Origin of the sequence: Streptomyces sp. E-08 (genome assembly GCF_049913095.1) — a bacterium.
Classification (GTDB): Bacteria; Actinomycetota; Actinomycetes; order Streptomycetales; family Streptomycetaceae; genus Streptomyces.
Genome location: NZ_CP183971.1, coordinates 4,200,445 through 4,225,332, shown reverse-complemented (window position 1 = coordinate 4,225,332; position 24,888 = coordinate 4,200,445). Strand labels below are relative to the sequence as shown.

At 72.4% G+C, this 24,888-nt stretch carries 17 protein-coding genes and 1 pseudogene; 9 read left to right on the top strand and 9 right to left on the bottom strand.

Annotation, left to right across the window (positions count from 1 at the left end; translation table 11 throughout):
- The first annotated feature begins 20 nt into the window (after window positions 1-20).
- Window positions 21-1,007, top strand: a complete 987-nt coding sequence (locus ACN9MM_RS19345) for an NAD(P)H-quinone oxidoreductase (RefSeq protein WP_426364803.1) — start codon at window positions 21-23, stop codon at window positions 1,005-1,007.
- Between the two features lie 176 nt (window positions 1,008-1,183).
- Here ACN9MM_RS19345 and ACN9MM_RS19340 read toward each other — a convergent pair whose 3' ends face one another.
- The 6 genes from ACN9MM_RS19340 to ACN9MM_RS19315 all read right to left on the bottom strand — a co-directional run bounded on the left by ACN9MM_RS19340 (window position 1,184) and on the right by ACN9MM_RS19315 (window position 8,970).
- Window positions 1,184-1,729, bottom strand: coding sequence for a bacterial proteasome activator family protein (locus ACN9MM_RS19340; RefSeq protein WP_426364802.1), 546 nt, complete (start codon window positions 1,727-1,729; stop codon window positions 1,184-1,186).
- A 97-nt stretch (window positions 1,730-1,826) separates the two neighbouring features.
- Window positions 1,827-4,691, bottom strand: a complete 2,865-nt coding sequence (locus tag ACN9MM_RS19335; RefSeq protein ID WP_426364801.1) for an FtsX-like permease family protein — start codon at window positions 4,689-4,691, stop codon at window positions 1,827-1,829.
- A complete protein-coding gene (locus ACN9MM_RS19330) occupies window positions 4,688-5,422 on the bottom strand; it encodes an ABC transporter ATP-binding protein (RefSeq protein ID WP_382861885.1) in 735 nt (244 codons plus the stop codon). Before ACN9MM_RS19330 ends, ACN9MM_RS19335 begins: the two co-directional genes overlap by 4 nt.
- A gap of 134 nt (window positions 5,423-5,556) precedes the next feature.
- Window positions 5,557-6,252 (bottom strand): PadR family transcriptional regulator, encoded by a 696-nt coding sequence (locus tag ACN9MM_RS19325; RefSeq protein ID WP_426364800.1) that lies wholly within the window; start codon window positions 6,250-6,252, stop codon window positions 5,557-5,559.
- A gap of 95 nt (window positions 6,253-6,347) precedes the next feature.
- Complete coding sequence (locus ACN9MM_RS19320) at window positions 6,348-6,518, bottom strand: hypothetical protein (RefSeq protein WP_426364799.1); 171 nt, start codon at window positions 6,516-6,518, stop codon at window positions 6,348-6,350.
- Window positions 6,519-7,311: 793 nt separating this feature from the next.
- The gene (locus ACN9MM_RS19315; RefSeq protein WP_426364798.1) at window positions 7,312-8,970 is read right to left on the bottom strand and encodes a protein kinase domain-containing protein; all 1,659 of its coding nucleotides are present in this window, start codon (window positions 8,968-8,970) and stop codon (window positions 7,312-7,314) included.
- 287 nt (window positions 8,971-9,257) lie between these two features.
- Here ACN9MM_RS19315 and ACN9MM_RS19310 point away from each other — a divergent pair, with 287 nt between their 5' ends.
- A complete protein-coding gene (locus ACN9MM_RS19310) occupies window positions 9,258-10,871 on the top strand; it encodes a protein kinase domain-containing protein (RefSeq protein ID WP_426364797.1) in 1,614 nt (537 codons plus the stop codon).
- 154 nt (window positions 10,872-11,025) lie between these two features.
- Here ACN9MM_RS19310 and ACN9MM_RS19305 read toward each other — a convergent pair whose 3' ends face one another.
- The 3 genes and pseudogenes from ACN9MM_RS19305 to ACN9MM_RS19295 form a co-directional block, all read right to left on the bottom strand.
- Window positions 11,026-12,042 (bottom strand): phosphotransferase, encoded by a 1,017-nt coding sequence (locus tag ACN9MM_RS19305; RefSeq protein ID WP_426364796.1) that lies wholly within the window; start codon window positions 12,040-12,042, stop codon window positions 11,026-11,028.
- 195 nt (window positions 12,043-12,237) lie between these two features.
- Window positions 12,238-12,621: pseudogene (locus ACN9MM_RS19300) on the bottom strand (pyridoxamine 5'-phosphate oxidase family protein); the annotation flags it as partial.
- A 141-nt stretch (window positions 12,622-12,762) separates the two neighbouring features.
- On the bottom strand, window positions 12,763-13,422 hold the full coding sequence (locus tag ACN9MM_RS19295; RefSeq protein ID WP_426364795.1) for a response regulator: 660 nt from the start codon (window positions 13,420-13,422) through the stop codon (window positions 12,763-12,765).
- A gap of 338 nt (window positions 13,423-13,760) precedes the next feature.
- Between ACN9MM_RS19295 and pdhA the strand changes: the two genes are divergently transcribed.
- From pdhA to ACN9MM_RS19260, 7 genes are all read left to right on the top strand, one after another.
- Window positions 13,761-14,951 (top strand): pyruvate dehydrogenase (acetyl-transferring) E1 component subunit alpha, encoded by a 1,191-nt coding sequence (gene pdhA, locus ACN9MM_RS19290; RefSeq protein ID WP_426364794.1) that lies wholly within the window; start codon window positions 13,761-13,763, stop codon window positions 14,949-14,951.
- A gap of 2 nt (window positions 14,952-14,953) precedes the next feature.
- A complete protein-coding gene (locus ACN9MM_RS19285) occupies window positions 14,954-15,934 on the top strand; it encodes an alpha-ketoacid dehydrogenase subunit beta (protein WP_426364793.1) in 981 nt (326 codons plus the stop codon).
- Between the two features lie 31 nt (window positions 15,935-15,965).
- Entirely contained in the window at window positions 15,966-17,384 is a 1,419-nt protein-coding gene (locus ACN9MM_RS19280; protein WP_426368776.1) for a dihydrolipoamide acetyltransferase family protein, read from the top strand.
- Window positions 17,385-17,513: 129 nt separating this feature from the next.
- Entirely contained in the window at window positions 17,514-22,289 is a 4,776-nt protein-coding gene (locus tag ACN9MM_RS19275; RefSeq protein ID WP_426364792.1) for a DUF6531 domain-containing protein, read from the top strand.
- A 31-nt stretch (window positions 22,290-22,320) separates the two neighbouring features.
- Window positions 22,321-22,815 (top strand): hypothetical protein, encoded by a 495-nt coding sequence (locus ACN9MM_RS19270; RefSeq protein WP_426364791.1) that lies wholly within the window; start codon window positions 22,321-22,323, stop codon window positions 22,813-22,815.
- 81 nt (window positions 22,816-22,896) lie between these two features.
- A complete protein-coding gene (locus ACN9MM_RS19265) occupies window positions 22,897-23,571 on the top strand; it encodes a GntR family transcriptional regulator (RefSeq protein ID WP_426364790.1) in 675 nt (224 codons plus the stop codon).
- The gene (locus ACN9MM_RS19260) at window positions 23,568-24,878 is read left to right on the top strand and encodes an MFS transporter (RefSeq protein WP_426364789.1); all 1,311 of its coding nucleotides are present in this window, start codon (window positions 23,568-23,570) and stop codon (window positions 24,876-24,878) included. The genes ACN9MM_RS19265 and ACN9MM_RS19260 overlap by 4 nt, the downstream gene beginning before the upstream one ends.
- Window positions 24,879-24,888: the final 10 nt, after the last annotated feature.

The window sequence follows — 24,888 nt, the reverse complement described above, 5'->3', positions numbered from 1 at the left end:
GGACGAGTAGCCTCGCCGCCATGTATGCGATCACGATTCCGGAACCCGGTGGTCCCGAGGCCCTCGTCTGGGCCGAGGTGCCCGATCCCGTACCCGGCGAGGGCGAGGTGCTCGTCGAGGTGGTGGCGAGCGCCGTCAACCGCGCCGATCTGCTCCAGCGGCAGGGCTTCTACGACCCGCCGCCAGGCAGCTCCCCCCACCCCGGCCTGGAGTGCGCGGGCCGGATCGCCGCCCTCGGACCCGGGGTGTCCGGCTGGGCCGTCGGCGACGAGGTGTGCGCGCTGCTCGCCGGAGGCGGCTACGCGGAGCAGGTCGTGGTGCCCGCGGGCCAGCTGCTGCCGGTCCCGGAGGGCGTCGACCTGGCGACGGCCGCGGCGCTCCCCGAGGTCGCGTGCACCGTCTGGTCCAACATCTTCATGATCGCCCACCTGCGCCCCGGCGAGACGCTGCTCGTGCACGGCGGTGCGAGCGGCATCGGCACGATGGCGATCCAGCTGGCGAAGGCGGTCGGCGCGCGGGTCGCGGTCACCGCCGGAGGCACGGAGAAGCTGGCGCGCTGCGCCGAGCTGGGCGCGGACATCCTGATCGACTACCGCGAGCAGGACTTCGTCGAGGAGCTGGCGAAGGCGACGGACGGGGCCGGCGCGGACGTCATCCTGGACATCGTGGGCGCCAAGTACCTGGAGCGGAACGTGAAGGCTCTGGCCGTGAACGGCCGGCTGGTCGTCATCGGCCTCCAGGGCGGGGTCAAGGGCGAGCTGAACCTCGGGGCGCTGCTCGCGAAGCGCGCCGCCGTCATGGCGACCACGCTGCGGTCCCGTCCGGCGCGGGAGAAGGCGGCGATCGTCGCCGCCGTACGGGAGCACGTCTGGCCGCTGATCGGCGCGGGAACGGTCCGGCCGGTCGTGGACCGTACGGTGCCGATGCCGGAGGCCGCCGAGGGCCACCGTGCGCTGGAGGACGGCCGTCACGTCGGCAAGGTGCTGCTGCTCGTCCCGCGCGACTGACACCACGAGCGCGCGAAGGGCCCGTGACCGGTGAGTACGGGAATGGCCGGGCGCACCCGCACCCGGCGCGCGCGAAGGGCCTGTCACCCGTGAGCACGGGAATGGCCGGGCGCACCCGCACCCGGCGCGCGCGAAGGGCCCGGCACGTCTGGTGCCGGGCCCTTCGTCGTCGCGCTCTACAGGTACGGTCCCGAGCGGACCGCGTGGCCGTGGCCGTGGTCGTCGTCCTCGTCGTGGGACGAGCCCGGAGGCAGGGCACGGCGCATCTGCTCCAGCTGGGCGCGGGCCGCCATCTGCTGGGCGAACAGCGCCGTCTGGATGCCGTGGAACAGGCCTTCCAGCCAGCCCACCAGCTGCGCCTGCGCGATGCGCAGCTCCGCCTCGGAGGGGATCGCCTCGTCCGTGAACGGCAGGGAGAGCCGCTCCAGTTCCTCGACGAGCTCGGGTGCGAGCCCGTCCTCCAGCTCCTTCACGGAGCTGGCGTGGATGTCCTTGAGCCTGACACGGCTCGCCTCGTCCAGAGGGGCCGCCCGTACTTCCTCCAGGAGCTGCTTGATCATGCTGCCGATCCGCATGACCTTCGCAGGCTGCTCGACCATTTCCGTCACCGGGACCTCGCGGGGTTCGTCGTCGCCCTGAGCGCCGCCGAGGGCCATCCCGTCCTGTCCCACGATGAGGACCTGGGGGCTCTCCTGCGACCTGTCATTCCTCGGCATCTCCATGCCGCCATTCTCTCGTACACACGCGTCACCACAGGGTGTGCCCCTGTACGGGGGTGATCCACCCTCGTACAGGGGCACAGGACGGGAACGAAGACCGTCAGGTCGCCGCGCGGCGGGCCAGCGCACCGCGCGAGCGGGTCACCAGGGCCGCGAGGAGCGCGGCGCCGAGCGGTACGGCGACGAGCAGGCCGGCCAGCGTCTCCCAGGGGACGACGATCGGCACGTGGGGCGGGGTGAGGTCGCCGCTCCAGCCCTCGGCGACGTTCTGCTCGTAGAAGCGGATCTGGTCGCGCTCCTCGGTGAGCCGGAGTCCGACGGCGGGCAGGAGTCCGGCGGCCGAGCCGAGGACCACGCCCATGGCGGCGACGACTCCGCACTGGAATCCGCTGAGCGTGCGGCGGACCCGGGGCGGGGCACCCACGGCGGCGAGCGTCTTCAGATCGGCCTCGGCGTCGGCCTGGGCGAGGCCCGTGGCGATGCCGGCGGCGCCGATCGTGACCAGGCCCGCGAAGATGGCCAGCGAGAGCAGGATGATCCCGTACTCGTTGACGAAGCCCTCCTCCAGGTGCAGCTCGACGTTGCTGCCGAGCTTGGCGAGGTCGCCGTCGAGCTTCTGGCGCTGCTCGCCGTCCGGGAGCCGGTCGGTGCTGACGTACACGCCCATCGGCACCGTGGAGAGGCCGGCGGCCTTGGCGGTGGCCGGGGTCATGAGGGCCTGGACGCCGTAGGACTTCTTCTCGCCGGGCACCTGGTAGGCGGGCAGGGAGCTGACCTTGCCGGGGGTGGGACGGCCGGCTTCGGAGGCCTTGTCGGCGGCGGCGATGTCGGTGATCTGCTTGATCCCGATGGCGCCCTTCTTGTCGACCAGGGCACGGTTGAAGCTGACGATCTTCCCGTCGGCGAGGGCCTTCACGGTCGCGGGGTCGTCGACGCCGAGGACCTGGAGCAGCTTGGCGTCACCGATGATCAGGCCGCCGTCGGAGATGTACATGCCGCTGCTCGCGGAGGGCTTGCAGCGCCAGTCCTCGGTGAGCATCTTCCGCCGCTGTTCGGGCGTGTACTTCTCCGAGGGGTCACTGCCGCCCGGGCCCGAGGCGTACATCGGGCACTCGTTCGCCGGGGGGACGAGGACCTCGTAGCGGCCGCAGCCGGGGTCGCCGCCCCAGGGCGGGCAGCCGGGCTTGCCGACGGCGATGCGCTCGACGTCGGCGCGGACGTCGACGGGGAAGTTGCGCTGGACGGCCTCGCGGACCGCGGGGACGTCCCGGCCGCCCTCTTCCTGGACGAAGGCGGCGGCGACGCCGTACGGCAGGGAGGCCTCGTACTCGGCCCGGTTCTGGGCCTCGCGGCTGGCCATGTACGTGGTGACGGCGACCGTGCCCGCGACGGCGGCGAGGACGGCGGCGACGGCGGGTGCCGTGCGGCCCCGGTTGCGGACGGCGTCCCGCAGCGCGAGGCGCGGGGAGAGCGGCAGCCAGCGGCCGGTCCGCCCGAACAGGCCGACCAGGGCCGGGGTCATGGCGACGACACCCAGTTCGGCGAGGGCGGAGCCGGCGGCCACCAGGGTGACCTGCTGGGAGACCATCGAGCCGAAGAGGGCGACCGCGCCGCCGAGGACGAGGGCGGTCAGGCCGATCAGGGGCAGGACCCGGCTGCTGCGGCGGATCCCGCGGCGCCCGGTGAGCGAAGCGAGGACGGTCTGCCGGGAGGCGGTGACGGCCGGGACGATGGCGGCGAGCAGACCGGTCAGGACCGCGAGCAGCGCGATGCCGAGCAGTTCGAGGGGCCGGATGTCGAAGGCCCCGAACCGCTGGTTCATGGTGTCCTCGAGGACCGGCTGCAGCAGCAGCGTCAGGATCAGGGCGAGGACGGTCCCGGTGACGGCGGCGGCGACGCCGATGACCAGACCGCCGCTCAGCACGATGGCCCGGATGTGGCTGCGGGCACCGCCGTTGGCCCCGACGAGACCGAGCTGGCGGCGCGAGCGGCGGGCACCGACCGCGAAGGCGGGTCCGGCGAGCAGGCAGATCTCCAGCATCGCCAGGCCGACGACGGTGGCGAGGGAGGCGAGCTCGGCGGCGTCGGCCGCCGGGCTGGAGTCGTAGTTCCCCCAGCCGTCCTTCTGGTAGAGCGGGACCTCGGAATCGGCCGGCGGGTCGAGCATCACGGCGCGCGAGACGACGGCGACGCCCTTGGCGTTGATCTCCTTCACGCTGTTCCACGTGAAACCACCGGACGAGCGCACCAGGTACGAGACGGAGGTGCCGGGCGCCGGCAGACCGGCCTTCTCGACGGCCTTCGTGTACGGGGCGAGGAAGGCCCCCGGCACCGCGTTGACCTGATCGGCGTTGAGCGCGTCGGGAAGTTCGTAGGAGCCGACGATCCGGTACGGGCGATCGAAGTTGCGGGCGGAAAGGGTCGAGCCGACCGACAGACCGCTGGCCTCCAGGAAGTGCGAGGTCGCCATGACCTCGTCGGTCTTCTCCGGGAAACGCCCCTCCAGGAGCGTCATGATGCCGCGCGCGACCGGATCGGACGCCTTGAGCTCACGCACCTCGGTCATGAGCAGACCGTGGGCCGTCGTCAGCTTGGCCGAACCGACGGTGTCCTTGAGGACGGTGGAACCCGCGGGGATGGCCTTGGTGACGTCCGTGGGGCCGCTCGGCCAGGGCTCGTCGTCGTAGTCCTTGACCGGTGTGTGCGTCTCGCCGGCCGGGTCCTGGTAGATCGGGACACCGCTGACATCGGCATCCCGGAAGCGGGCGTCGGCCGCGCCGATCCCCCGCTCCACCCGCTCGGCGGGGGAGAGCTCGGAGCTGCGGTAGGTCAGATCGAGGGCGCTGACGCCCAGGATGGGCAGCGCGATCATCGCGAGGACGAGGGCGCTGCGGCCCTTGGAACGCCAGGCGTCACGGCGGGCTATGCGGATCGCGGCACGCCAGGAGTGGAACCAGGTCTTCACGCCTCGGCCACCTGGCCCGAGAGGAGGGAGTCGGCCTCGCTGCGCACGGTCTGGTCGACGATGGCGCCGTCCCGCAGGAACACGACGCGGTCGGCCCAGGCGGCGAACCGCGGCTCGTGGGTGACGAGGACGCCGGCGGCGCCCGCGTCGCAGCGGGTGCGGAGCAGGGCGAGCACGGACTCGCCGGTCTCGGAGTCGAGGGCACCGGTCGGCTCGTCGGCGAGTACGAGGCGGCGGTCGCCGACGAGGGCGCGGGCGATGGCCACGCGCTGCTGCTGGCCGCCGGACATCTCGTCGGGGAAGCGGTCGGCGAGGTGGCCGAGCCCCATCTCCTCCAGGGCGGCGAGGGCCTCGACGCGCGCCTTGCGGGCGGAGGTCCCGTCCAGCTCGCGGGGCAGGGCGACGTTCTCGGCGGCGGTCAGGGCCGGGATGAGGTTGTAGTCCTGGAAGACGTAACCGATGCTGCGGCGGCGCAGGGCGGCGAGCTGCTTGACGCTCGCGGCGGTGATGTCGGTGTCCTCGACGATCACGCGGCCCGAGCTGGGGGTGTCCAGGCCGCCCGCGATGGTGAGCAGCGTGGACTTGCCAGAGCCCGACGGGCCCATGACGGCGACGAGTTCGCCGGGGTACACGGCGAGGTCGATGCCGCGCAGGGCATGGACCTCGGTGGCGCCCGCGCCGTGGACGCGGGTCAGGTTCTGGAGTTGCAGCACGGGCTGCTGTGACGACATGGAGGGGTCCCCCCGTTGGCCGTACGCGGCGGTCGGCCGGGTACGGGTGCGTGCGGTGGAAGGTGGTGCGTGAGGGGTACGGGGCACGCGCGTGTGCGGTCGGCGCGCCCGGACGTACCGGTGGTCGAAACGGGCTAGGAGGCCGGAGCGCCCGGTGCGGCAGAGGCGCTCGGGGCGGATGGGGCGGATGGGGCGGGCTGCGCGGAGGCCGCTGAGGCCGCGGAGGTCGGGGCGGCGGGTGCGGGTGCCGTCTCCGGCGGGGTGGCCGGGGCCCCCGCGGCGGCCGTCGCCGACAGGCGGATCAACCGGGACTCGCAGTGGTCCAGCCAGCGGGCCTCCGCCTCGGTCTGGAAGATCAGCTGCTCCAGGACGAGCAGCCAGGCCACGTCGTCCCGCTCCCGGGCCCCGCCGCCCTCGACGGCGAGCAGGGCCTGCGCCTTGAGGCGGGTGTAGTCCTGCATCGCCTTCACGGTGTGCCGGCGCTGGGACTGGATGACGTTCCGGATGTCGACGCCGGGCGCGCCCACGGCCATGGCGAGCTTGATGGCCAGCTCGTCGCGGGCGGGGCTGGTGCGGTCCACCGGCTTCTCGAACCAGGTCCTGAGCTCGGCGCGGCCGCTGTCGGTGATGGCGTAGAGCGTGTGCCCGGCCTCGTCCTCGCCGCCCTGGGCGACCATGCCGTCTCGTTCGAGACGGTTGAGGGTCGTGTAGACCTGGCCGACGTTGAGCGGCCAGGTGGAGCCGGTGCGGGACTCGAACTCCGTCCGGAGCTGGGAGCCGTAGCGAGGGCCGCGTTCGAGAAGGGCGAGGAGCCCGTGGCGGATCGACATACTCAGTATGTATACCGGGTATGCCGCTGCCGACAACCGTCCTGAGAGGGAAGCGGGATGTCCGACTCAAGGGGGACCCGGCGGTCCCGGCGGGGTCAGCGGCGGCGCATCCGGAGCCCGAGGAAGCCGATGCCGAGCCCCATCAGGGCCATCCCCACCCCCAGGGTGAGGACGGGAATCCGCTGGTCGACGAGGGTGGGCGCGGCTTCGGCCGACAGGTCGGGCGCCGCGGCGGGGGCGCTGGCGGGCGCCGCCTCGGGCAGCACCGCGTCCTCCTCGCGTACGGGTGCCTCCCCCTCGGCGACGGGCTCGCGCTCGCGTGGGGTTGTAGCGGTTTCGGTACGAGCGGGGCCGGGCGACGGAGCCGAGACGGCCGCGGCGGGCTCGGTGCGGCCGGGGCGGGGCCGCCCCTCACCGGCGGGCCGCCCCGCGAGCGAGGCGGAACCGGCGGGGGTGGGCGCGTCGGACGGCGCGGCGCTCGGCGCGGGCGGGGCGGACGGCCCCCCGGTGCCGGTGGGCGCGGGCGCGGGAGAGACGGGGGCGGCCGTCCCCTTCGGAGGCGCGGACGGAGAAGCCGGTGGAGGGGTCGTCGGGGGGCCGGACGGCGAGGCGGGCGCGGAGGGGGAGGCCGGCGGCGCGGTCGGCGAGGGCGCGTCGGAGGGAGGAGTCGCCTCCGGGTCCGGGGCCGTGGTGTCCCCGGACGTGCCGGACGCCTCCCCTGTATGGGGGACGGGCACGACGTGCGTGGGACGTACGGAGTGCGCGACGGGCACGGCGTACGCGAGGGGTACGGAGTACGCGACGGGCGCCCCGTACGCGGGACGTACGGAGCGCGCGGCCGGCGTCGCGTGCCCGAGAGGCGCGGCGTACAGGATGCAAGCGCAGGTGAACGTGCAGGTGAGCGCCGGGCGGAGAGCCCGCGCGCGTGCCGTGCGGAGTGCTGGAGTCACCGGGTGACCCCCTCCCGTGCCGAGCCGCCGAGGTGTTCAACTCAGCGTCACATGTCGGAACAGTTCCGGCATCCGGGGCGCGTGCAGGGGGCGTACGGCGTTCTGGTGACTACTGCGGCGGGTTGCCCGTCGAGATCTTGAGGGTGAACTCGGCGTCCTCGTCGGTGATGTCCTCACCGGCCGGCGGGTACTGCTCCAGGACCGTGCCCTCGCCGTACGTGGACTCGTCCACCGGGGTCTGGGTCATGATCTTCCACCCGGCCGCCCGGACGCAGTCCTTCACCGACTGGATGTTCTTGTAGGTGAAGTTGGGGACCTCGAACTTCGCGGGGTCGTCGTTCGACTCCGAGGGCTGCGTGCACTTCTTCGGGTCGATCGTCTTGGTCAGGTCCGGGCCCTTGTGGCCGGGCGCCGCCGACTGGCTCTGCTGCGTCTCCGTGCCGCCGGTGCCGCCGGCCTGCGGGTCCTCGTCCTTGTTGTCCAGGTTGAGGACGACGAGCAGGCCGCCGACCGCGAGCAGCGCGACGGCGATCGCGCCGACGATCACCCGCGTGTTCCGGCCGGAGCCCGGGCGGCCGCCGGTGCCGCCGGCCGCGACGGGCGCCGGGGCCGGGGCGTACGGAGCGGGCGTCGGGGCGTACGGCGCGGGGGCCGGGGTCTGGTAGACCGGCGCGGGCGCCGGAGCCTGCTGCGGGTAGCCGTACGACGGGGCGGGCGCGGGCGTCGCGGGGCCGTACGGGCCGGGCTGCGGCGTCGGCGGCAGATAGGGCTGCTGCACACCGTGCTGGGGCGGCGGCGGGGTCTGGCCGATGGGCGGGAAGACCGCCGAGCCGACGCCCGCGCCGCTGCTGACCGGGCCGCCCTGGACGATCACCGGCGCGCCGGTCTGCCCGGCGGCGAGGACCCGGAGGCACTCGTCGCGCATCGCCGCGGCGCTCGGGAACCGCTCGTTCGGGTTCTTCCGCAGGGCGCGGGCGACGAGCGCGTCCATCGCCGGGGTCACCGAGCGGTTGACGGAGGACGGGGCGACCGGCTCCTCCTGCACGTGCGCGTACGCGATGGCGAGCGGCGAGTCGGCGTCGAAGGGAAGACGGCCCGTCAGCAGCTGGAAGAGCATGATCCCGACCGAATAGAGGTCGGAGCGGGCGTCCACCGCGCGGCCGAGGGCCTGCTCGGGGGAGAGGTACTGGGGGGTGCCGACGACCATGCCGGTCTGCGTCATCGAGGTGACACCGGACTGCATGGCCCGCGCGATGCCGAAGTCCATGACCTTGACCACGCCGCGCTTGGTCGTCATCACGTTGCCCGGCTTGATGTCACGGTGGACCAGGCCCATCTCGTGGCTGACCTCGAGTGCGGCGAGCACGTCGGCCGTGACCTTGAGCGCCTTGTCGGCGGGCATCGCACCGTACTGCTGGACGTCGGCGGCGAGGACCGAGCCGAGCGGCTGCCCCTCCACGTACTCCATGACGATGTACGGCATGACGGCGCCGTCGAGGGTGTCCTCGCCGGTGTCGAAGACCGAGACGATGTTCGTGTGCGAAAGCTTCGCGACGGCCTGCGCCTCGCGCCGGAACCGCTCGCGGAAGGACTGCTCCCGGCCGAGCTCGGTGTGCAGCGTCTTGATCGCGACCTGCCGGTCGAGGGCGCTGTCGTACGCCAGGTACACCGACGCCATGCCGCCCTCGCCGAGAAGGTCGCGCAGCTGGTACCGGCCGCCCGCGACCGAACCGCCCGCATAGCGGCCCTGTGCGCCGTCCTGGCTCATCTGTGCTTCCCCCTACGCGCGCGAGGCGGCGTTGATCCGGAATTTCCTGGCGCAAGTCTGCCGTAGGGCAGTGACACGTCAAGCCGGGCACCGGTTCGGTACCCGTTCCGTGACCCTCCGCACAGGTTCCTTCTCCGAAGCGTTTCCGCGCTCCGGGGGGAATCTCGTCGAATTTGCACAGGTGTACGTCGAGGGGGTTGGATGGCCCGTCCATCTCGGACCGTGGTGTCGTACGGAGCCTGTAGCGTGACGACTGGACACGGCACGACAGACGACGGCGAGGACTGATGGCACCCGAATCCGGAGCAGGTGGCGGTGTGCCGGACGCGTCGGCGGAATCCTGGGGCGAGGGCGGGGTCGTCGGCGACGGCCGTTACCGCCTGACGCACCGCCTGGGCCGTGGCGGCATGGCGGAGGTATTCGCCGCCGAGGACGTACGCCTCGGCCGCACCGTGGCCGTCAAGCTGCTGCGCGCCGACCTCGCCGAGGACCCGGTCTCCAAGGCCAGGTTCACCCGTGAGGCGCAGTCCGTCGCGGGCCTCAACCACCACGCCATCGTCGCCGTGTACGACTCCGGCGAGGACCTCGTGGGCGGCCGGCCCGTGCCGTACATCGTGATGGAGCTGGTCGAGGGCCGCACCATCCGTGACCTGCTGCTGAGCGCCGAGGCGCCCGGTCCCGAGCAGGCGCTCATCATCGTCTCCGGGGTCCTGGAGGCGCTGGCCTACTCGCACCAGCACGGCATCGTGCACCGCGACATCAAGCCGGCGAACGTGATCATCACGCACACCGGTGCGGTGAAGGTCATGGACTTCGGCATCGCGCGCGCCCTGCACGGCGCGCAGTCCACGATGACCCAGACCGGCATGGTCATGGGCACCCCGCAGTACCTCTCCCCCGAGCAGGCGCTCGGCAAGGCGGTCGACCACCGCTCCGACCTGTACGCGACGGGCTGCCTCCTCTACGAACTCCTCGCGCTGCGCCCCCCGTTCACCGGCGAGACGCCGCTGTCCGTCGTGTACCAGCACGTGCAGGACGCGCCGGTCCCGCCGTCCGACGTGACCGGGTCGGTGCCGCCGGAGCTCGACGGTCTGGTGATGCGCTCGCTCGCGAAGGACCCGGACGACCGGTTCCAGAGCGCTGAGGAGATGCGCGGGCTCATCCAGTACAGCCTGTCGATGCTCCAGCAGCAGGGCGGCCACACCGGCATGTGGAACACCGGGCCGGTCGAGATGCACGACGGGGGGCACACCCCGGGCGGCGGCATGGCCGCGACGACCGCGATGGGTCACCCGATGCACGGCGAGACCGCGCAGGGCCCGATCCTTCCGCCCATGAATCCGGACGACGGCGGGTACGTCGGCTACGACGGCGGCGCGGGCGGCACCGGCGGCTACGGACAGGACGGCTACGGCTCGTCGAACGGCGGCAACGGGCGGCGGGGCAAGGTGTGGCTGTTCGCCGCGCTCGCCGTGATCGCGGTCGTCGCCGGAGTCGTCTACGCCCTCGACAAGGCCGACAAGGGCGGTTCGACGGGTGGCACCACGCCGACCGTCAGCAACTCGCCGTCGACGAAGTCCGAGGAGCCCACCCCCACCGAGGAGCCCACCGAGGATCCCACCGAGGACCCGGGCACCTCGTCCGGCGGCTCGACCGAGCAGCCGTGGACTCCGCCGCCGACCAACGACCCGACCTGGTCCACGGGCACGCCGACGACCGAGCCCCCGACCCAGCCGACGACCACGCCGCCGACGGATCCCACGGACACCCCGACGGAGCCGACGGGCGAGCCGACGACCGAGCCCCCGACGGAGCCGACGGATCCGCCGACCGACGACTCCTCCGGCGGCAACACGAACCCGGACACCCCGCCGCCGGGCACGGGCACCGAGACGGGCTGATCCCGAGGGCCGGGACGGCCTGGTCCCGAGGGTCGGGACAAGGCTGCTGGTCCCTGAGGGCTGGGACGGGCTGATCCCGCGCCCCAGGGCGGGCCGAGCGCCGCTGGACGCGCTGGGGGCGCCCGTCGGTGGCGCGCGCCCGCCCGCGGTGCGCTCAGCCCGCGAAGGCGTCGCGGACCGCCGCGTACTCGCGCGTCCACCAGACCGCCAGGGCCGACACCGCGGGGAACTGCGGGTCGGCCCTCCGGTCGTGCAGCTGGTAGCGCCAGCGCAGCGTCCAGAAGTCGTTCAGCCGCTCCCACCACACGCGGTGTGCCGCCGCGGCCATCTCGGCGCCGTCCGCGCCGGTCGCCCGCCGGTACGCGCGGGCGTACGCCCGTACCTTCTCCAGGGCCAGCTCCCCCTCCGGCCGTACGAAGAAGATGGCGGCGGCCCTGACCGCCTCCTCGGCCCTGGGGCGGACCCCGAGCCGGTCCCAGTCGACGATCGCGGCGGGCTCCGCGCCCCGGTACAGCAGGTTCAGCGGGTGGAAGTCGCCGTGCACCCAGCCGGCGGCGGAGGCGGGCGGCGGCCGGTGGTGGGCGTGCTGCGCGAGCAGCTGGCGCCGCTCCCTGAGCCGGTGCTCGGCGAGCGCGTCGAAGCTGTCGCGGGGGCGGTGCGCGCGGGCGAGGCGGAGCAGTTCCTCGATGGCCCGGAAGGTGTCCTCGGGGCGGGCGCTCCCGTGGTCGCCGCCAGGCGGCGGGGACTCCATGACCTGCTCCAGGCAGGTGTGGACGCGGCCGAGGAGGGTGCCGAGCCGCCGTGAGCAGCCGGTGGAGAGCTGGGCGCCGTCGCGGTGACGGCCGTCGACCCAGGGGTGCAGGGCGTAGCAGTGGCCGCCGACCAGTGCGACGGTGCGGCCCCGGCCGTCGGGGAGCGGCGGCGCCACGGGCAGGCCGAGGGCGGCCAGCCGCTGGGTGGCCCGGTGCTGGCGGGTGATGGTGGCCCGGTCGGAGGTGGGGGCGTCCAGGTGCTGCTTGAGGAAGTACGCGCCGCGGGTGGTGGAGAGCCGGTAGCCGCGGTTGAGCAGGCCCTCGGTCACGGGGACGCAGGAGAGGGGCTCGCCGACGTCCCGGTAGCGGCGCAGGAGCGGGCCGACGGGCGGAGCGAGCGGTACAGATGAGCGCGGCACTCCGCAGATGTTAGATCACGCTGCGTGGTGGAGGCGTCGCTCCGGGGAACATCCCCCGGGGGTCGTTCCGGTCGCGGGCGGCCCGTCGTCCGTCCGGGTCTCGGGTCGGCCGTCGTCCGTGAGGGTCTCGGGTCGGCCGCCTACCGCCCCCGTCTCACGTCGCCCGCCGTCCGCCGCGGTCTCGGGCCGTCCGCTGTAGTCGAGCTCGTGGACCGTCACGAACTGGGGCTCGATCCGCATGAACACCGGCGCGAAGGGCTCGCCGTCCACCCGGACGGGCTCGGGGCCGAAGGCGGCCCGCTCCTGCGCCGTCGGCTCGACGATCTCGGCGGTACCCGTGAACTGCACGGACCAGATGCGCTCGGCGTCCGAACCGAAGTTGTCCGCGCCGTACGCGACGACGCTGCCGTTGCAGGCGCGGTGGTAGCCGAGGCCGCGGTGCATCCGGAGCAGGACGCGGCCGTCGGCCACGATGTGGCGGGCGGGGGCGACGAACGGCATCGCCCGCATGCTCGTCGCCACCCGGCCGTACGACACGCGGCTGATCAACTCGATGGCGCGGATCTCGTCGGTGGACATGGTTTCCACTCTCCGTCACCGGCACCGTGTCGGAAAAGGGGCCCCTGCCCCGGTTCGACGGGGACGTAGGTCCCGAATCCGGGCCGTGGGCCCCGCCCCGGCCCGTACGGGTGCGGCGGGACCCTCCCTTCGTGCGGGCCGTCAGTGACGCTCGGCCTGGAGCCGCGCCACGTACGCCGCGGCCTGCGAGCGCCGCTCCATGCCCAGCTTCGAGAGCAGGCTGGAGACGTAGTTCTTGATGGTCTTCTCGGCGAGGTGGAGCCGTTCGCCGATGACCCGGTTGGTCAGGCCCTCGCCGATCAGGTCCAGGATCCTGCGCTCCTGTTCGGTCAGGTTGGCGAGCTTGTCGTCGCGCTTCGGGTTGTTGCCGTCGCGCAGCCGCTCCAGGACCCGGGCGGTGGCCACCGGGTCGAGCAGCGACTTGCCGGCCGCCACGTCCCGCACGGCGTTGAGGAGTTCGTTGCCCCGGATGGCCTTGAGTACGTAACCTGAGGCCCCGGCCATGATCGCGTCGAAGAGCGCCTCGTCGTCCGCGTACGAGGTCAGCATCAGGCACTTGATCGACTCGTCCTGCGAGCGGATCTCCCGGCACACCTCGACTCCGCTGCCGTCGGGCAGCCGGACGTCGAGCACCGCGACGTCCGGGCGGGTCGCGGGGATCCTGACCAGCGCGTCCGCAGCCGTGCCGGCCTCGCCGACCACCTCGATGTCGTCCTCCACGGAGAGCAGCTCGTGGACGCCGCGCCGCACGACTTCATGGTCGTCCAGCAGAAATACCCGGATTTTTCCTTCTTCGCGCACGCAGTCAGTCTCACATATTGGGTCTTCCGGCGCCCGGGGTGCGCGGGATAACGTGCCGGGTGTTCCGACGACGGCGTCGGGTCGTTGTCCATGCGCTGACCAGCGGCGCTTCCCCCATTTCTCGATTTACTTGGAAATCCAAGCAAAATCGCAGGTCAAGTGGGGTTTCGCGGGAATGCCGCGTAATGGGTAACGTGCCTATGACGGCGTTCGCCGGAGCACCTGTCACGCCCGACTCCGGCCGCGTCGCACCCACCCCGTGCGAAGGTACGGACAAGGCGGAGCCGCACTGGCCTCACCGGCGAACCCGGGGGCCGGACCGACGGAGGAGCACGCACGTGACCGTGGAGAGCACTGCCGCGCGCAAGACGACGCGACGCAGCAGCGGCACCAAGCGCACCGCAAGCGCGAGCACGAGCACCACCAAGAAGGCGACGACGAAGCCCGCCACGGCCTCGGAGCCCGAGCTCGTTCAGCTGTTGACGCCCGAAGGGGAGCGCGTCCAGCACCCCGACTACGACATCGACCTGAGCGCCGAGGAGCTGCGCGGTCTCTACCGCGACATGGTCCTCAGCCGCCGTTTCGACGCCGAGGCCACCGCCCTGCAGCGTCAGGGCGAGCTCGGCCTGTGGGCCTCGCTGCTGGGCCAGGAGGCCGCCCAGATCGGCTCCGGCCGCGCGCTGCGGGACGATGACTACGTCTTCCCCACCTACCGCGAGCACGCCGTCGCCTGGTGCCGCGGGGTCGACCCCACCAACCTCCTCGGCATGTTCCGCGGCGTGAACAACGGTGGCTGGGACCCCAGCAGCAACAACTTCCACCTGTACACGATCGTCCTGGGCTCGCAGACCCTGCACGCCACCGGCTACGCCATGGGCATCGCCAAGGACGGCGCGGACTCCGCCGTGATCGCGTACTTCGGCGACGGTGCCTCCAGCCAGGGCGACGTCAACGAGTCGTTCGTCTTCTCCGCGGTCTACAACGCCCCGGTCGTGTTCTTCTGCCAGAACAACCAGTGGGCCATCTCCGAGCCCATCGAGAAGCAGACCCGCGTCCCGCTCTACCAGCGCGCCGCCGGTTTCGGCTTCCCCGGCATCCGGGTCGACGGCAACGACGTCCTCGCCTGCCTGGCCGTGACCCGGTCGGCCCTGGAGCGCGCCCGCCGCGGTGAGGGCCCGACGCTCATCGAGGCGTACACCTACCGCATGGCCGCGCACACCACCTCCGACGACCCGACCCGCTACCGCCGCGACGCGGAGCGGGAGGAGTGGGAGGCCAAGGACCCGATCCTGCGTCTCAAGGCGTACATGGAGCGCGAGGGCCACGCCGACGCCGCCTTCTTCGAGGAGCTGGAGACGGAGAGCGAGGCGCTGGGCAAGCACGTCCGCGAGGTCGTCCGCGCCATGCCGGTGCCGGAGCACATGGCGATCTTCGACAACGTGTACGCGGACGGGCACGCGCTCGTCGACGAGGAGCGCGCGCAGTTCGCCGCGTACCAGGCGTCCTTCGAGGGCGGAGAGGCCGAGTAATCATGGCTGTTCAGAAGCTTCCCCTCGCGAAGGCGCTCAACGAGTCGCTCCGCAAGGCCCTGGAGACCGACCCCAAGGTCCTGATCATGGGCCTGGACGTCGGCAAGCTCGGCGGTGTCTTCCGGATCACCGACGGCCTGCAGAAGGACTTCGGCGAGGACCGGGTCATCGACACCCCGCTCGCCGAGTCCGGCATCGTCGGCACCGCGATCGGTCTCGCGCTGCGCGGCTACCGGCCGGTCGTGGAGATCCAGTTCGACGGCTTCGTCTTCCCGGCGTACGACCAGATCGTCTCCCAGCTGGCGAAGATGCGGGCCCGTTCGCTCGGCACGGTGAAGATGCCGATCGTCATCCGCATCCCGTACGGCGGCGGCATCGGCGCCGTCGAGCACCACTCCGAGTCCCCCGAGTCGCTCTTCGCGCACGTCGCCGGCCTCAAGGTCGTCACCCCGGCGAACCCCTCCGACGCCTACTGGATGCTCCAGCAGGCGATCCAGAGCGACGACCCGGTCATCTTCTTCGAGCCCAAGCGCCGCTACTGGGACAAGGGCGAGGTCGACACCGAGGCCATCCCCGGCGAGCTGCACAAGGCCCGCGTCGCCCGCGAGGGCACGGACCTCACCCTCGTCGCGTACGGCCCGATGGTGAAGACGTGTCTGGAGGTGGCCGCGGCCGCCGCCGAGGAGGGCAAGTCGATCGAGGTCGTGGACCTGCGCTCGATCTCGCCGCTCGACTTCGACACCATCCAGGCCTCGGTCGAGAAGACCCGCCGCCTGGTGGTCGTCCACGAGGCGCCGGTGTTCTTCGGTTCCGGCGCGGAGATCGCCGCCCGGATCACCGAGCGCTGCTTCTACCACCTGGAGGCCCCCGTCCTGCGGGTCGGCGGCTACCACGCGCCGTACCCGCCGGCGCGCCTGGAGGAGGAGTACCTGCCGGGCCTGGACCGCGTGCTCGACGCCGTCGACCGCTCGCTGGCGTACTGAGGAGAGCACCGTGACGATCCGCGAATTCAAGATGCCCGACGTGGGCGAGGGCCTGACCGAGGCCGAGATCCTCAAGTGGTACGTCCAGCCCGGTGACACCGTCACCGATGGGCAGGTCGTCTGCGAGGTCGAGACGGCGAAGGCGGCCGTGGAGCTGCCGATCCCGTTCGACGGGACGGTCCACGAGCTGCTGTTCCCCGAGGGCACCACGGTCGACGTCGGCCAGGTCATCATCTCGGTGAACGTGGGCGGCGGCGCCGCTCCCGAGGCGCCGGCGGCCCCCGCCGCCGTCGCGGCCCAGGAGCCTGCCCCGGTGCCGGCCCAGGAGCCGGTCGCCGAGCCGGACGCCGAGCCCGAGCCGCAGGGCCGCCAGCCGGTCCTCGTCGGCTACGGCGTGGCCGCGACCTCCACCAAGCGGCGCGCCCGCAAGGCGACGACGGCGACGACTGCGACGGAGACGACTGCGACGGCGCCCGCCGCCGCGCCGGTCGTCGTGCCCGAGCAGCTGAACGGCCACGCGTCGGCTGCTCCCCGCCCGCTGGCCAAGCCGCCGGTCCGCAAGCTCGCCAAGGACCTCGGCGTCGACCTGGCGTCGGTCACCCCGACCGGACCGGACGGGATCATCACCCGCGAGGACGTCCACGCGGCGGCCGCTCCGGCGCCCGCCCCGGTCGTCGAGGCTCCGGCTCCCGTGGCGGCTCCGGCCCCGGTCGCGGCGCCCGCCGCGGTGACGGCGGTGGCGTCGGACGCCCGGGAGACCCGTGTGCCCATCAAGGGCGTACGGAAGGCCACGGCGGCGGCGATGGTCGGCTCGGCCTTCACGGCCCCGCACGTCACCGAGTTCGTGACCTTCGACATCACGCGCACGATGAAGCTGGTCGAGGAGCTCAAGTCCGACAAGGACATGGCGGGCCTGCGGGTCAACCCGCTCCTCCTCATCGCCAAGGCCGTCCTGGTCGCGGCCAAGCGCAACCCGGACATCAACGCGGCCTGGGACGAGGCGGCGCAGGAGATCGTCCTCAAGCACTACGTGAACCTGGGCATCGCCGCGGCCACCCCGCGCGGTCTGATCGTGCCGAACATCAAGGACGCGCACGCCCAGACCCTGCCCGAGCTCTCGAAGTCCCTGAGCGAGCTCGTCGCCACCGCCCGCGAGGGCAAGACGACCCCGGCGGCCATGCAGGGCGGCACCTTCACCATCACCAACGTGGGCGTCTTCGGCGTCGACACCGGTACGCCGATCCTGAACCCGGGCGAGTCCGCGATCCTCGCGGTCGGCGCGATCAAGCTCCAGCCCTGGGTCCACAAGGGCAAGGTGAAGCCGCGCCAGGTCACCACGCTGGCCCTCTCCTTCGACCACCGCCTGGTCGACGGCGAGCTCGGCTCCAAGTTCCTGGCGGACATCGCCGCGATCCTGGAGAACCCGAAGCGGCTCATCACCTGGGCGTAGTGCGCAGGTTCGTCTGTTTCACGTGAAACATCCGGCGGTGGCTCCTGCCACCGCCGGATGTTTTCTTGCGTCCTTCTTCGTGAGCCTGAAAGGGTTGTTCCGCTTCGCGAACGAGACGCAGGGGGAAGCATGGCGGTCACGGTGCCCGGGTGGGCGGACACACTCCTCGACCTCATCGGGGTCGCCTGGCCCAATGTGGACGAGGACGCCTATCGAGACATGGCGGATGCCCTGCGGGAGTTCGCCGACGACCTGGAGGACGACGGACAGCTCGCCAACAACCATGTGCAGCGGCTGCTCTCCTCGGGACACGGCGAGGCCCTCGACGCCCTCAACGGTCACTGGGGCAAAGTCAAGGACAAGCACATCAAGGACATCGCCTCGGCGGCGCGCACCATCGCCGGCGGTGTCGACGCCGCCGCGACGGCCGTCGAGGTCATGAAGGGCGCGGCGATCGTCCAACTCGGCTACCTGGCCTCGGAGGCCGGGATCGCCCTCTCCCTCATCCCGGTCACCGGCGGGCTCTCCGCGCTGATCGGCGCGGGCGCGATGCGGGCCACCCAGGAGGTGGTGAAGCGCCTCATCAAGGAATGCATGGAGGAGGCGGTCTCCTACATCGTCTCGGCGATGACCGAACCGGCCGTCGCCGCCCTGGAGAACCTCGCCGCCGACCTCGTCGTACAGCTCGGCGCCACCGCCCTCGGCCTGCAGGACGGGGTGAACCTCGACCAGGCGAAGCAGGCGGGCGCGGACGGCTTCAAGGGCGGCGTGCAGTCCTCCAAGGACGCCATGCACCTCGCCTCCGCGGGCGGTTCGGGCGGCGGAGGCGGCGGCAAGGGCTTCTCCATCGACCACGCCGAGCACGACCACGCGGGCACCCAGCTCAACGGCGTCAGCGTCGCCATCCACGGCAAGACCAGCGGGAAGCTCACCAGGGCGAAGTCGCACCACGGCCGCACCCGCGGCCGCGACTCCATCGCCCAGGCCCTCGACCCGGTCCTCGACAAGGCCATGGACGCCCTCGCCAAGTCCGCCACGACCATGGGGGATCACGTCGGCAAGACGCTCCCCAAGGCGGTCAAGCAGATCTCCGCCGACCACAAGAACCACGACGACGACGTGCGCGCCCGCCTCGCCAACGAACGCCGCGCGCGTGAGGACGGCGGCGGCAAGGGCCCGGGGACGGGCCCGCACGACAAGGGCGGCCCGTCCACGGTGAAGCCCGATTCGATGAAGGACGCGAAGGACGATCCGCGCGGCAAGGGCACGCCCGTCAACACCCGCAGGTGCGCGACCGACCCGGTCGACATCGCCTCCGGCGAGATGATCCTGGCCCAGACCGACCTGGCCCTGCCCGGCGTCCTGCCCCTGATCCTGCGCCGCACCCACCTGTCCGGCTACCGCTACGGCCAGTTCTTCGGGCGCAGCTGGGCCTCCACCCTCGACGAGCGGATCGAGCTCGACCCCAGGGGCGGGGCGCTGCTCGCCCGCGAGGACGGCTCCGTACTCGTCTACCCGAGGCTCCCGCAGGGCGAGGACGACGAGGTGTGGCCGGTCGAAGGGGCCCGGCTGCCGCTCTCGCTGGCCGACGCGGGCGCGCTCGGCGAGGTCACGTACGCGATGCGCGACCCGCACGCCGGACTGACCCGCCACTACACCGGCAACCCGTTCCGCGGGTCGCTCCACTACTGGCTCCGCTCGATCGAGGACCGCCGCGGCAACGTCGTCCACATCCAGCGCGGTGACGACGGGCTGCCCACCTCGGTCGTCCACGAGGGCGGTTACCGCGCCCTCGTCGTCACCGACCCGGAGGCGGGACGGGTCACCGGCCTCTCCCTGTACGCCCCCGAGGGCGCGAGGACCCTCACCTCCTTCGGGTACGACCCCTTCGGAAACCTCGACACGGTCACCAACTGCTCAGGCCGCCCGCTCCGGTTCGCCTACGACGACCGGGCCCGCGTCACCTCCTGGACCAACCGCAAGGGGGCCGTCTACCGGTACGTGTACGACGACGCCGGCCGGGTCGCCGAGACCGTCGGCCCCGACGGTTTCCTCTCCTCCCGGTTCGCCTACGAGACCGACGCCGCCACCGGGGACCGCCTGACCCGCTTCACCGACTCCACCGGTGCCGTCACGGTCGTCCGGCTCAACGGGCTGGGCCAGGTCGTCGCCGAGACCGACCCGCTCGGCAACACGGTCCTGCGCACCTGGGACCGCCACGACAACCTGCTGTCCCGCACCGACCCGCTCGGCAACGAGGCCCGGTTCACCTGGGACGACCACGACGACCTCACCCGCATCCGCTTCCCCGACGGCACCGAGGCCCACACCTCCTACGACGCGCTGCACCTGCCGGTGGCGGTCACCGGAGCGGACGGCACGACCTGGCGCCAGACCTTCGACGCCCGGGGCAACCGCACCGGGCTCCTCGCGCCGGACGGCGCGGCGACCCGCTTCGCCCACGACGCCTTCGGCGCGCTCACGGCCCGCACCGGGCCGGACGGGGCCACCGAGCGCTTCACGACCGACGACGCAGGGGTCACCCTCACCGCGACCGACGCCCTCGGCCACACCTACGCCGTCGCCCGTGACGCCTACGGCCGCCCGGTGCGCGGCACCGACCCGACCGGCGCGGTCACCACCATGGAGTGGACGCCGGAGGGCTGGCTCTCCCGGCTGGTCGGCCCCGACGGCGCCGTCGAGAGCTGGACCTGGGACGAGGAGGGCAACTGCGCCTCCCACACCGACCCCACCGGCGCCACCACCCGCTTCGAGTACGGCCACTTCGACGTGCTGACGGCCCGGACGGGCGCGGACGGGGTCCGCTACGAGTTCCGCTACGACACCGAGCTCCGGCTGACCGAGGTCCTCGGCCCGCAGGGCCTGACCTGGACGTACGTCTACGACGCGGCCGGCCGGCTGGTCGCCGAGACGGACTTCGACGACCGCACCGTCCGCTACGCCCACGACGCCTGCGGCCGGCTCGTCGCCCGGACCGGCCCCCTGGGCGACACCACCGCCCTCACGTACGACGTCTGTGGCCGGCTCCTCACCAAGGAGATCGGGGGCCGGACCACCCGCTACACGTACGACGCCGCCGGCCGGCTCACCGCCGTCACCGCCCCCGACTCCACGCTGACCCTGGAGCGGGACCTGCTGGGCCGCGTCCTCGCCGAGACCGTCGACGGGCGCACCCTCCGGTACGAGCGGGACGCGGCGGGCCGGGTGGTGCGCCGCACCACGCCGACGGGCGCGGTGTCGACCTTCTCGTACGACGCCACCGGACAGCGCACCGAGCTGGTCAGCGGCGGGCACGCGCTGCGCTTCGGCCGGGACGCCCGGGGCCGCGAGCTCAGCCGGGTCTTCGGGGAGGCCGACCGGCCCGTGACGCTGGCCTCCGAGTGGAACGCGGCGGGCAGGCTGGCCGGCCAGACCCTGACGGGACCCCGGGGCGAGCTGCGCTCGCGTGGCTACGCCTACCGGGCCGACGGCTGCCCGGAGGAGGTGACCGACCGGCTGACCGGCCGGGTGACCCTCTTCGGCCTCGACGTGGTGGGCCGCCCGACCGAGGTGAGCGGGGAGGACTGGACGGAGCGGTACACGTACGACGCCCTGGGCAACCAGACCCATGCCGAGTGGCCGGACCGGGCGCTGCGGAGCGAGGGCCGGGGCGCGCGCAGCTACGGCGGCACACGGCTGCTGACCGCGGGCGCGGTCCGTTACGAGTACGACGCCGCGGGCCGGGTCGTGCTCCGGCAGCGGAGCCGGCTCTCCCGGAAGCCGGAGACCTGGCGGTACACCTGGGACGCCGAGGACCGCCTGGCGGCCTGCCGGACGCCGGACGGGACGGTGTGGACGTACGCGTACGACCCGCTGGGCCGGCGTACGGCCAAGCACCGCATGGCGGAGGACGGGCGCACGGTGGTGCAGTCGGTGTGGTTCACCTGGGACGGGAGCCGGCTCGTCGAGCAGACGGATTCGGTCCAGGGCACCACGCTCACCTGGGACTACGAGGGACGGCGACCGCTCGCCCAGCTGGAGCGCCGCCTCCCGGAGCGGGGCCTGCGCGAGCAGGGACAGCCCGGGCAGGGCCTGCCGGAGCGGGGACAGGCGGAGACCGACGCGCGGTTCTTCGCGATCGTCACCGACCTCATCGGCACCCCGAGCGAACTGGTCGGCGAGGACGGGGAGGTCGCCTGGCACAGCAGGACCACCGTGTGGGGCCAGACCACCTGGAACCGGGACGCCGTCGCCTACACCCCGCTGCGGTTCCCCGGCCAGTACGACGACCCGGAGACGGGCCTCCACTACAACCTGCACCGCCACTACGACCCGGCGACCGCCCGCTACACCAGCCCGGACCCGCTCGGCCTCGGCCCGGCGCCCAACCCGGTCGCCTACGTGATCAACCCGCAGGTCCGGATGGATCCCGAGGGCCTGATCGCCAAGGGGTGCACGGAGGACGGCGGCTGGTACAGCGGACTCCAGCCCGCGAACCTCAAGAAGGACGACGGGACCCGGCGCACCGACGTCGACATGGAGATCAACCACATCCCGGCGAAGGACTCCTACTCCCACCTCGACCAGGCCGGTTTCCGGAAGACGAAGAGCGGCGGCGCGGGCATGGGCCCGGCGATCCGCATGGAGTACGACGACCACCGCGGGGTGACGAGCACCGGCTCCAGCAAGGAGTCCGACCAGTGGCGTGCGGACCAGCGGGCGCTCATCGACCAGGGCCGCTGGGACGAGGCGATGATGATGGACATCAACGAGATCCGGGAACTCTACGGCGACAAGTACGACACCCATATCGCCGATATGATCGACAGCCTCCAACACAACCGCAAATTCCAGAAGATGCTGGAAGAACGCGGTTGGACGATCGATTACGACATCCTGAAATAGACATCGTGAAAGAGAAAGGCATGGGTGGCTGATGGACCTGCTGCTCGAACCCCCGCACGGTGCCGGGCCGGTCCGGCTCGGGATGACGCTCGACGAGGCGGTCGCGGCCGTGGCCCCCTGGGGCGAGCCCCGGGTCCGCACCCGTCCCAACCGGGTCCTGGTGACCGTCTCGGCGAAGTGCGACAAGGTCGGCGTGGAGGTGCTCCTGGAGGAGGAGGACACCGTCACGGCGATCGAGCTGTGGTGGCCGGGCGAGGGGCGGGAGACCTCGACCCGGGTCCTGCTCGACGGCGAGGACGTGTTCCGGGCCCCGGCCGACGACATCCTGGCGCGGGCCGCGGCGCGCGGCTGGACGGTCGACGCGGAGAATCCGGAGAATCCGGTGGTCCCGGGCGTGTCGCTCGGCTTCACACGCCAGACCTCGCAGGAGGTCCCGCGGAATGCGGACGGAATTCCGTTGCATTTCACGTCCGTTCTGGTCGCGGGTGAGAAGTACTACGACTACCGGTACGAGAACGCGGGCTGAGTCCGCGGTCCGCACGGCCGGCCCCGTCCGCGATGTGGACGGGGCCGCCTGTTGCACCTCTGTTGTATCTATGCTGTGCGCATGCCATCAGCGCCCGCCGGCCCCGCCCCGCTGCCCACCAAGCAGGCCCCCGCCGCCGACCGTGTCTACATGCACGTCAAGCAGGCCGTGCTCGACCGCCGGTACGAGGGAGGGACCCTCCTCACCGAGGGTGAACTCGCCCAGGCCGTCGGGGTGTCCAGGACCCCCGTCCGCGAGGCGCTGCTCAAGCTGGAGATGGAAGGGCTGCTCAAGCTCTACCCGAAGAAGGGCGCCCTCGTCCTCGCCGTCTCCGCGCAGGAGATCGCAGACGTCGTCGAGACCCGGCTGCTCGTCGAGGAGTTCGCCGTCCGCCGGGCCGTGCCCGCTCCCGCCCCGCTGATCGCCCGCCTCGAGGAACTCCTGGAGGAGCAGAAGCGGCACGCGGAGGCCGGCGACCTCGCCGAGGTCGCCGTCACCGACCGCTGCTTCCACGCCGAGATCGTCCGGCACGCCGGCAACCAGATCCTCGCCCGCCTCTACGACCAGCTCCGCGACCGCCAGCTGCGCATGGGCGTCGCCGTGATGCAGTCCCAGCCCGACCGCGTCGCCAAGAACATCACCGAGCACGCCGAGATCCTCGACCGCATCAAGTCCGGCGACGTCGAGGGCGCCGCGCACTGCGTCCGCCAGCACCTCAGCTGGGTCAAGGTCCTGGTCCGGGGTGAGCACCGGTGAACAGCTCCTACGGATCCGCCGTCACCCTCCCGGGGGACCCGCCCGGCGGGCGCCGTGCCGCCCTCGTCTGGGGCGTCGGCGTCGCCGTCTACTTCGTCGCCGTCATCTTCCGCACGTCCCTGGGCGTCGCCGGACTCGACGCCGCCGAACGCTTCGACGTCAACGCCTCCGCCCTCTCCACCTTCTCCATCCTCCAGCTGCTCGTCTACGCGGGCATGCAGATACCCGTCGGCCTGCTCGTCGACCGGCTCGGCACCAAGAAGGTCCTGACCCTCGGCGTCGTCCTCTTCACCGTCGGACAGCTGGGCTTCGCGCTCTCCCCCTCGTACGGCACGGCGCTCGCCTCCCGCGCCCTCCTCGGCTGCGGCGACGCCATGACGTTCATCAGCGTCCTGCGCCTCGGCAGCCGCTGGTTCCCGGCCCGCCGCGGCCCGCTGATCGCCCAGCTCGCCGGGCTCATCGGCATGGCCGGCAACCTCGTCTCCACCGTCTTCATCGCCCGCGCCCTGCACGGCTTCGGCTGGACGGCCACCTTCGTCGGCAGCTCCCTCGCCGGCGTCCTCGTCCTCGTCCTGATGCTGCTCTTCCTCAAGGACCACCCCGAGGGCCACGAACCGGAGCCCGCCACGCACGCGGGTGCCGCCTTCGTCCGCCGCCAGATCGCCGAGTCGTGGCGGGAGCCCGGCACCCGGCTCGGTCTGTGGGTGCACTTCACCACCCAGTTCCCGGCCATGGTGTTCCTGCTGCTCTGGGGCCTGCCGTACCTCGTCGAGGCGCAGGGCCTCTCCCGGTCCACCGCCGGGACGCTGCTCACCCTCGTCGTGCTGTCGAACATGCTCGTCGGCCTCGCGTACGGGCAGATCATCGCCCGTCACCACGCGGCCCGCGCCCCGCTCGCCCTCGGTACGGTCGCGGCGACCGCCCTGCTGTGGGGGACCACCCTCGCGTACCCCGGCGACCACGCGCCGATGTGGCTGCTCGTCACCCTCTGCGTGGTCCTCGGCGCCTGCGGACCGGCCTCGATGATCGGCTTCGACTTCGCCCGCCCGGCCAACCCGCCGGAGCGTCAGGGCACCGCCTCCGGCATCGTCAACATGGGTGGTTTCGTCGCCTCGATGACGACGCTCCTCGCCGTCGGCGTGCTGCTCGACGCGACCGGAGACAACTACCGGATCGCGTTCTCCTCGGTCTTCGTCCTGGAGATCCTCGGACTCGTGCAGATCCTGCGCCTCAAGGCCCGTACCCACCGCAGGGAGAGGGAACGGCTCGTCGCCAGCCGCGTCGAGGCCGTGCACGTGCCCGTATAGGGACCGCCGC

What these genes read in the sequence shown, in the direction of transcription:
- ACN9MM_RS19340 (WP_426364802.1), bottom strand. Translation starts at nt 1,729, where the DNA reads ATGGAGATGCCGAGGAATGACAGGTCGCAGGAGAGCCCCCAGGTCCTC.
- ACN9MM_RS19265 (WP_426364790.1), top strand. Translation starts at nt 22,897, where the DNA reads ATGCCATCAGCGCCCGCCGGCCCCGCCCCGCTGCCCACCAAGCAGGCC.
- ACN9MM_RS19280 (WP_426368776.1), top strand. Translation starts at nt 15,966, where the DNA reads ATGCCCGACGTGGGCGAGGGCCTGACCGAGGCCGAGATCCTCAAGTGG.
- ACN9MM_RS19275 (WP_426364792.1), top strand. Translation starts at nt 17,514, where the DNA reads ATGGCGGTCACGGTGCCCGGGTGGGCGGACACACTCCTCGACCTCATC.
- ACN9MM_RS19285 (WP_426364793.1), top strand. Translation starts at nt 14,954, where the DNA reads ATGGCTGTTCAGAAGCTTCCCCTCGCGAAGGCGCTCAACGAGTCGCTC.
- ACN9MM_RS19310 (WP_426364797.1), top strand. Translation starts at nt 9,258, where the DNA reads ATGGCACCCGAATCCGGAGCAGGTGGCGGTGTGCCGGACGCGTCGGCG.
- ACN9MM_RS19315 (WP_426364798.1), bottom strand. Translation starts at nt 8,970, where the DNA reads ATGAGCCAGGACGGCGCACAGGGCCGCTATGCGGGCGGTTCGGTCGCG.
- ACN9MM_RS19270 (WP_426364791.1), top strand. Translation starts at nt 22,321, where the DNA reads ATGGACCTGCTGCTCGAACCCCCGCACGGTGCCGGGCCGGTCCGGCTC.
- ACN9MM_RS19345 (WP_426364803.1), top strand. Translation starts at nt 21, where the DNA reads ATGTATGCGATCACGATTCCGGAACCCGGTGGTCCCGAGGCCCTCGTC.
- ACN9MM_RS19330 (WP_382861885.1), bottom strand. Translation starts at nt 5,422, where the DNA reads ATGTCGTCACAGCAGCCCGTGCTGCAACTCCAGAACCTGACCCGCGTC.
- ACN9MM_RS19325 (WP_426364800.1), bottom strand. Translation starts at nt 6,252, where the DNA reads ATGTCGATCCGCCACGGGCTCCTCGCCCTTCTCGAACGCGGCCCTCGC.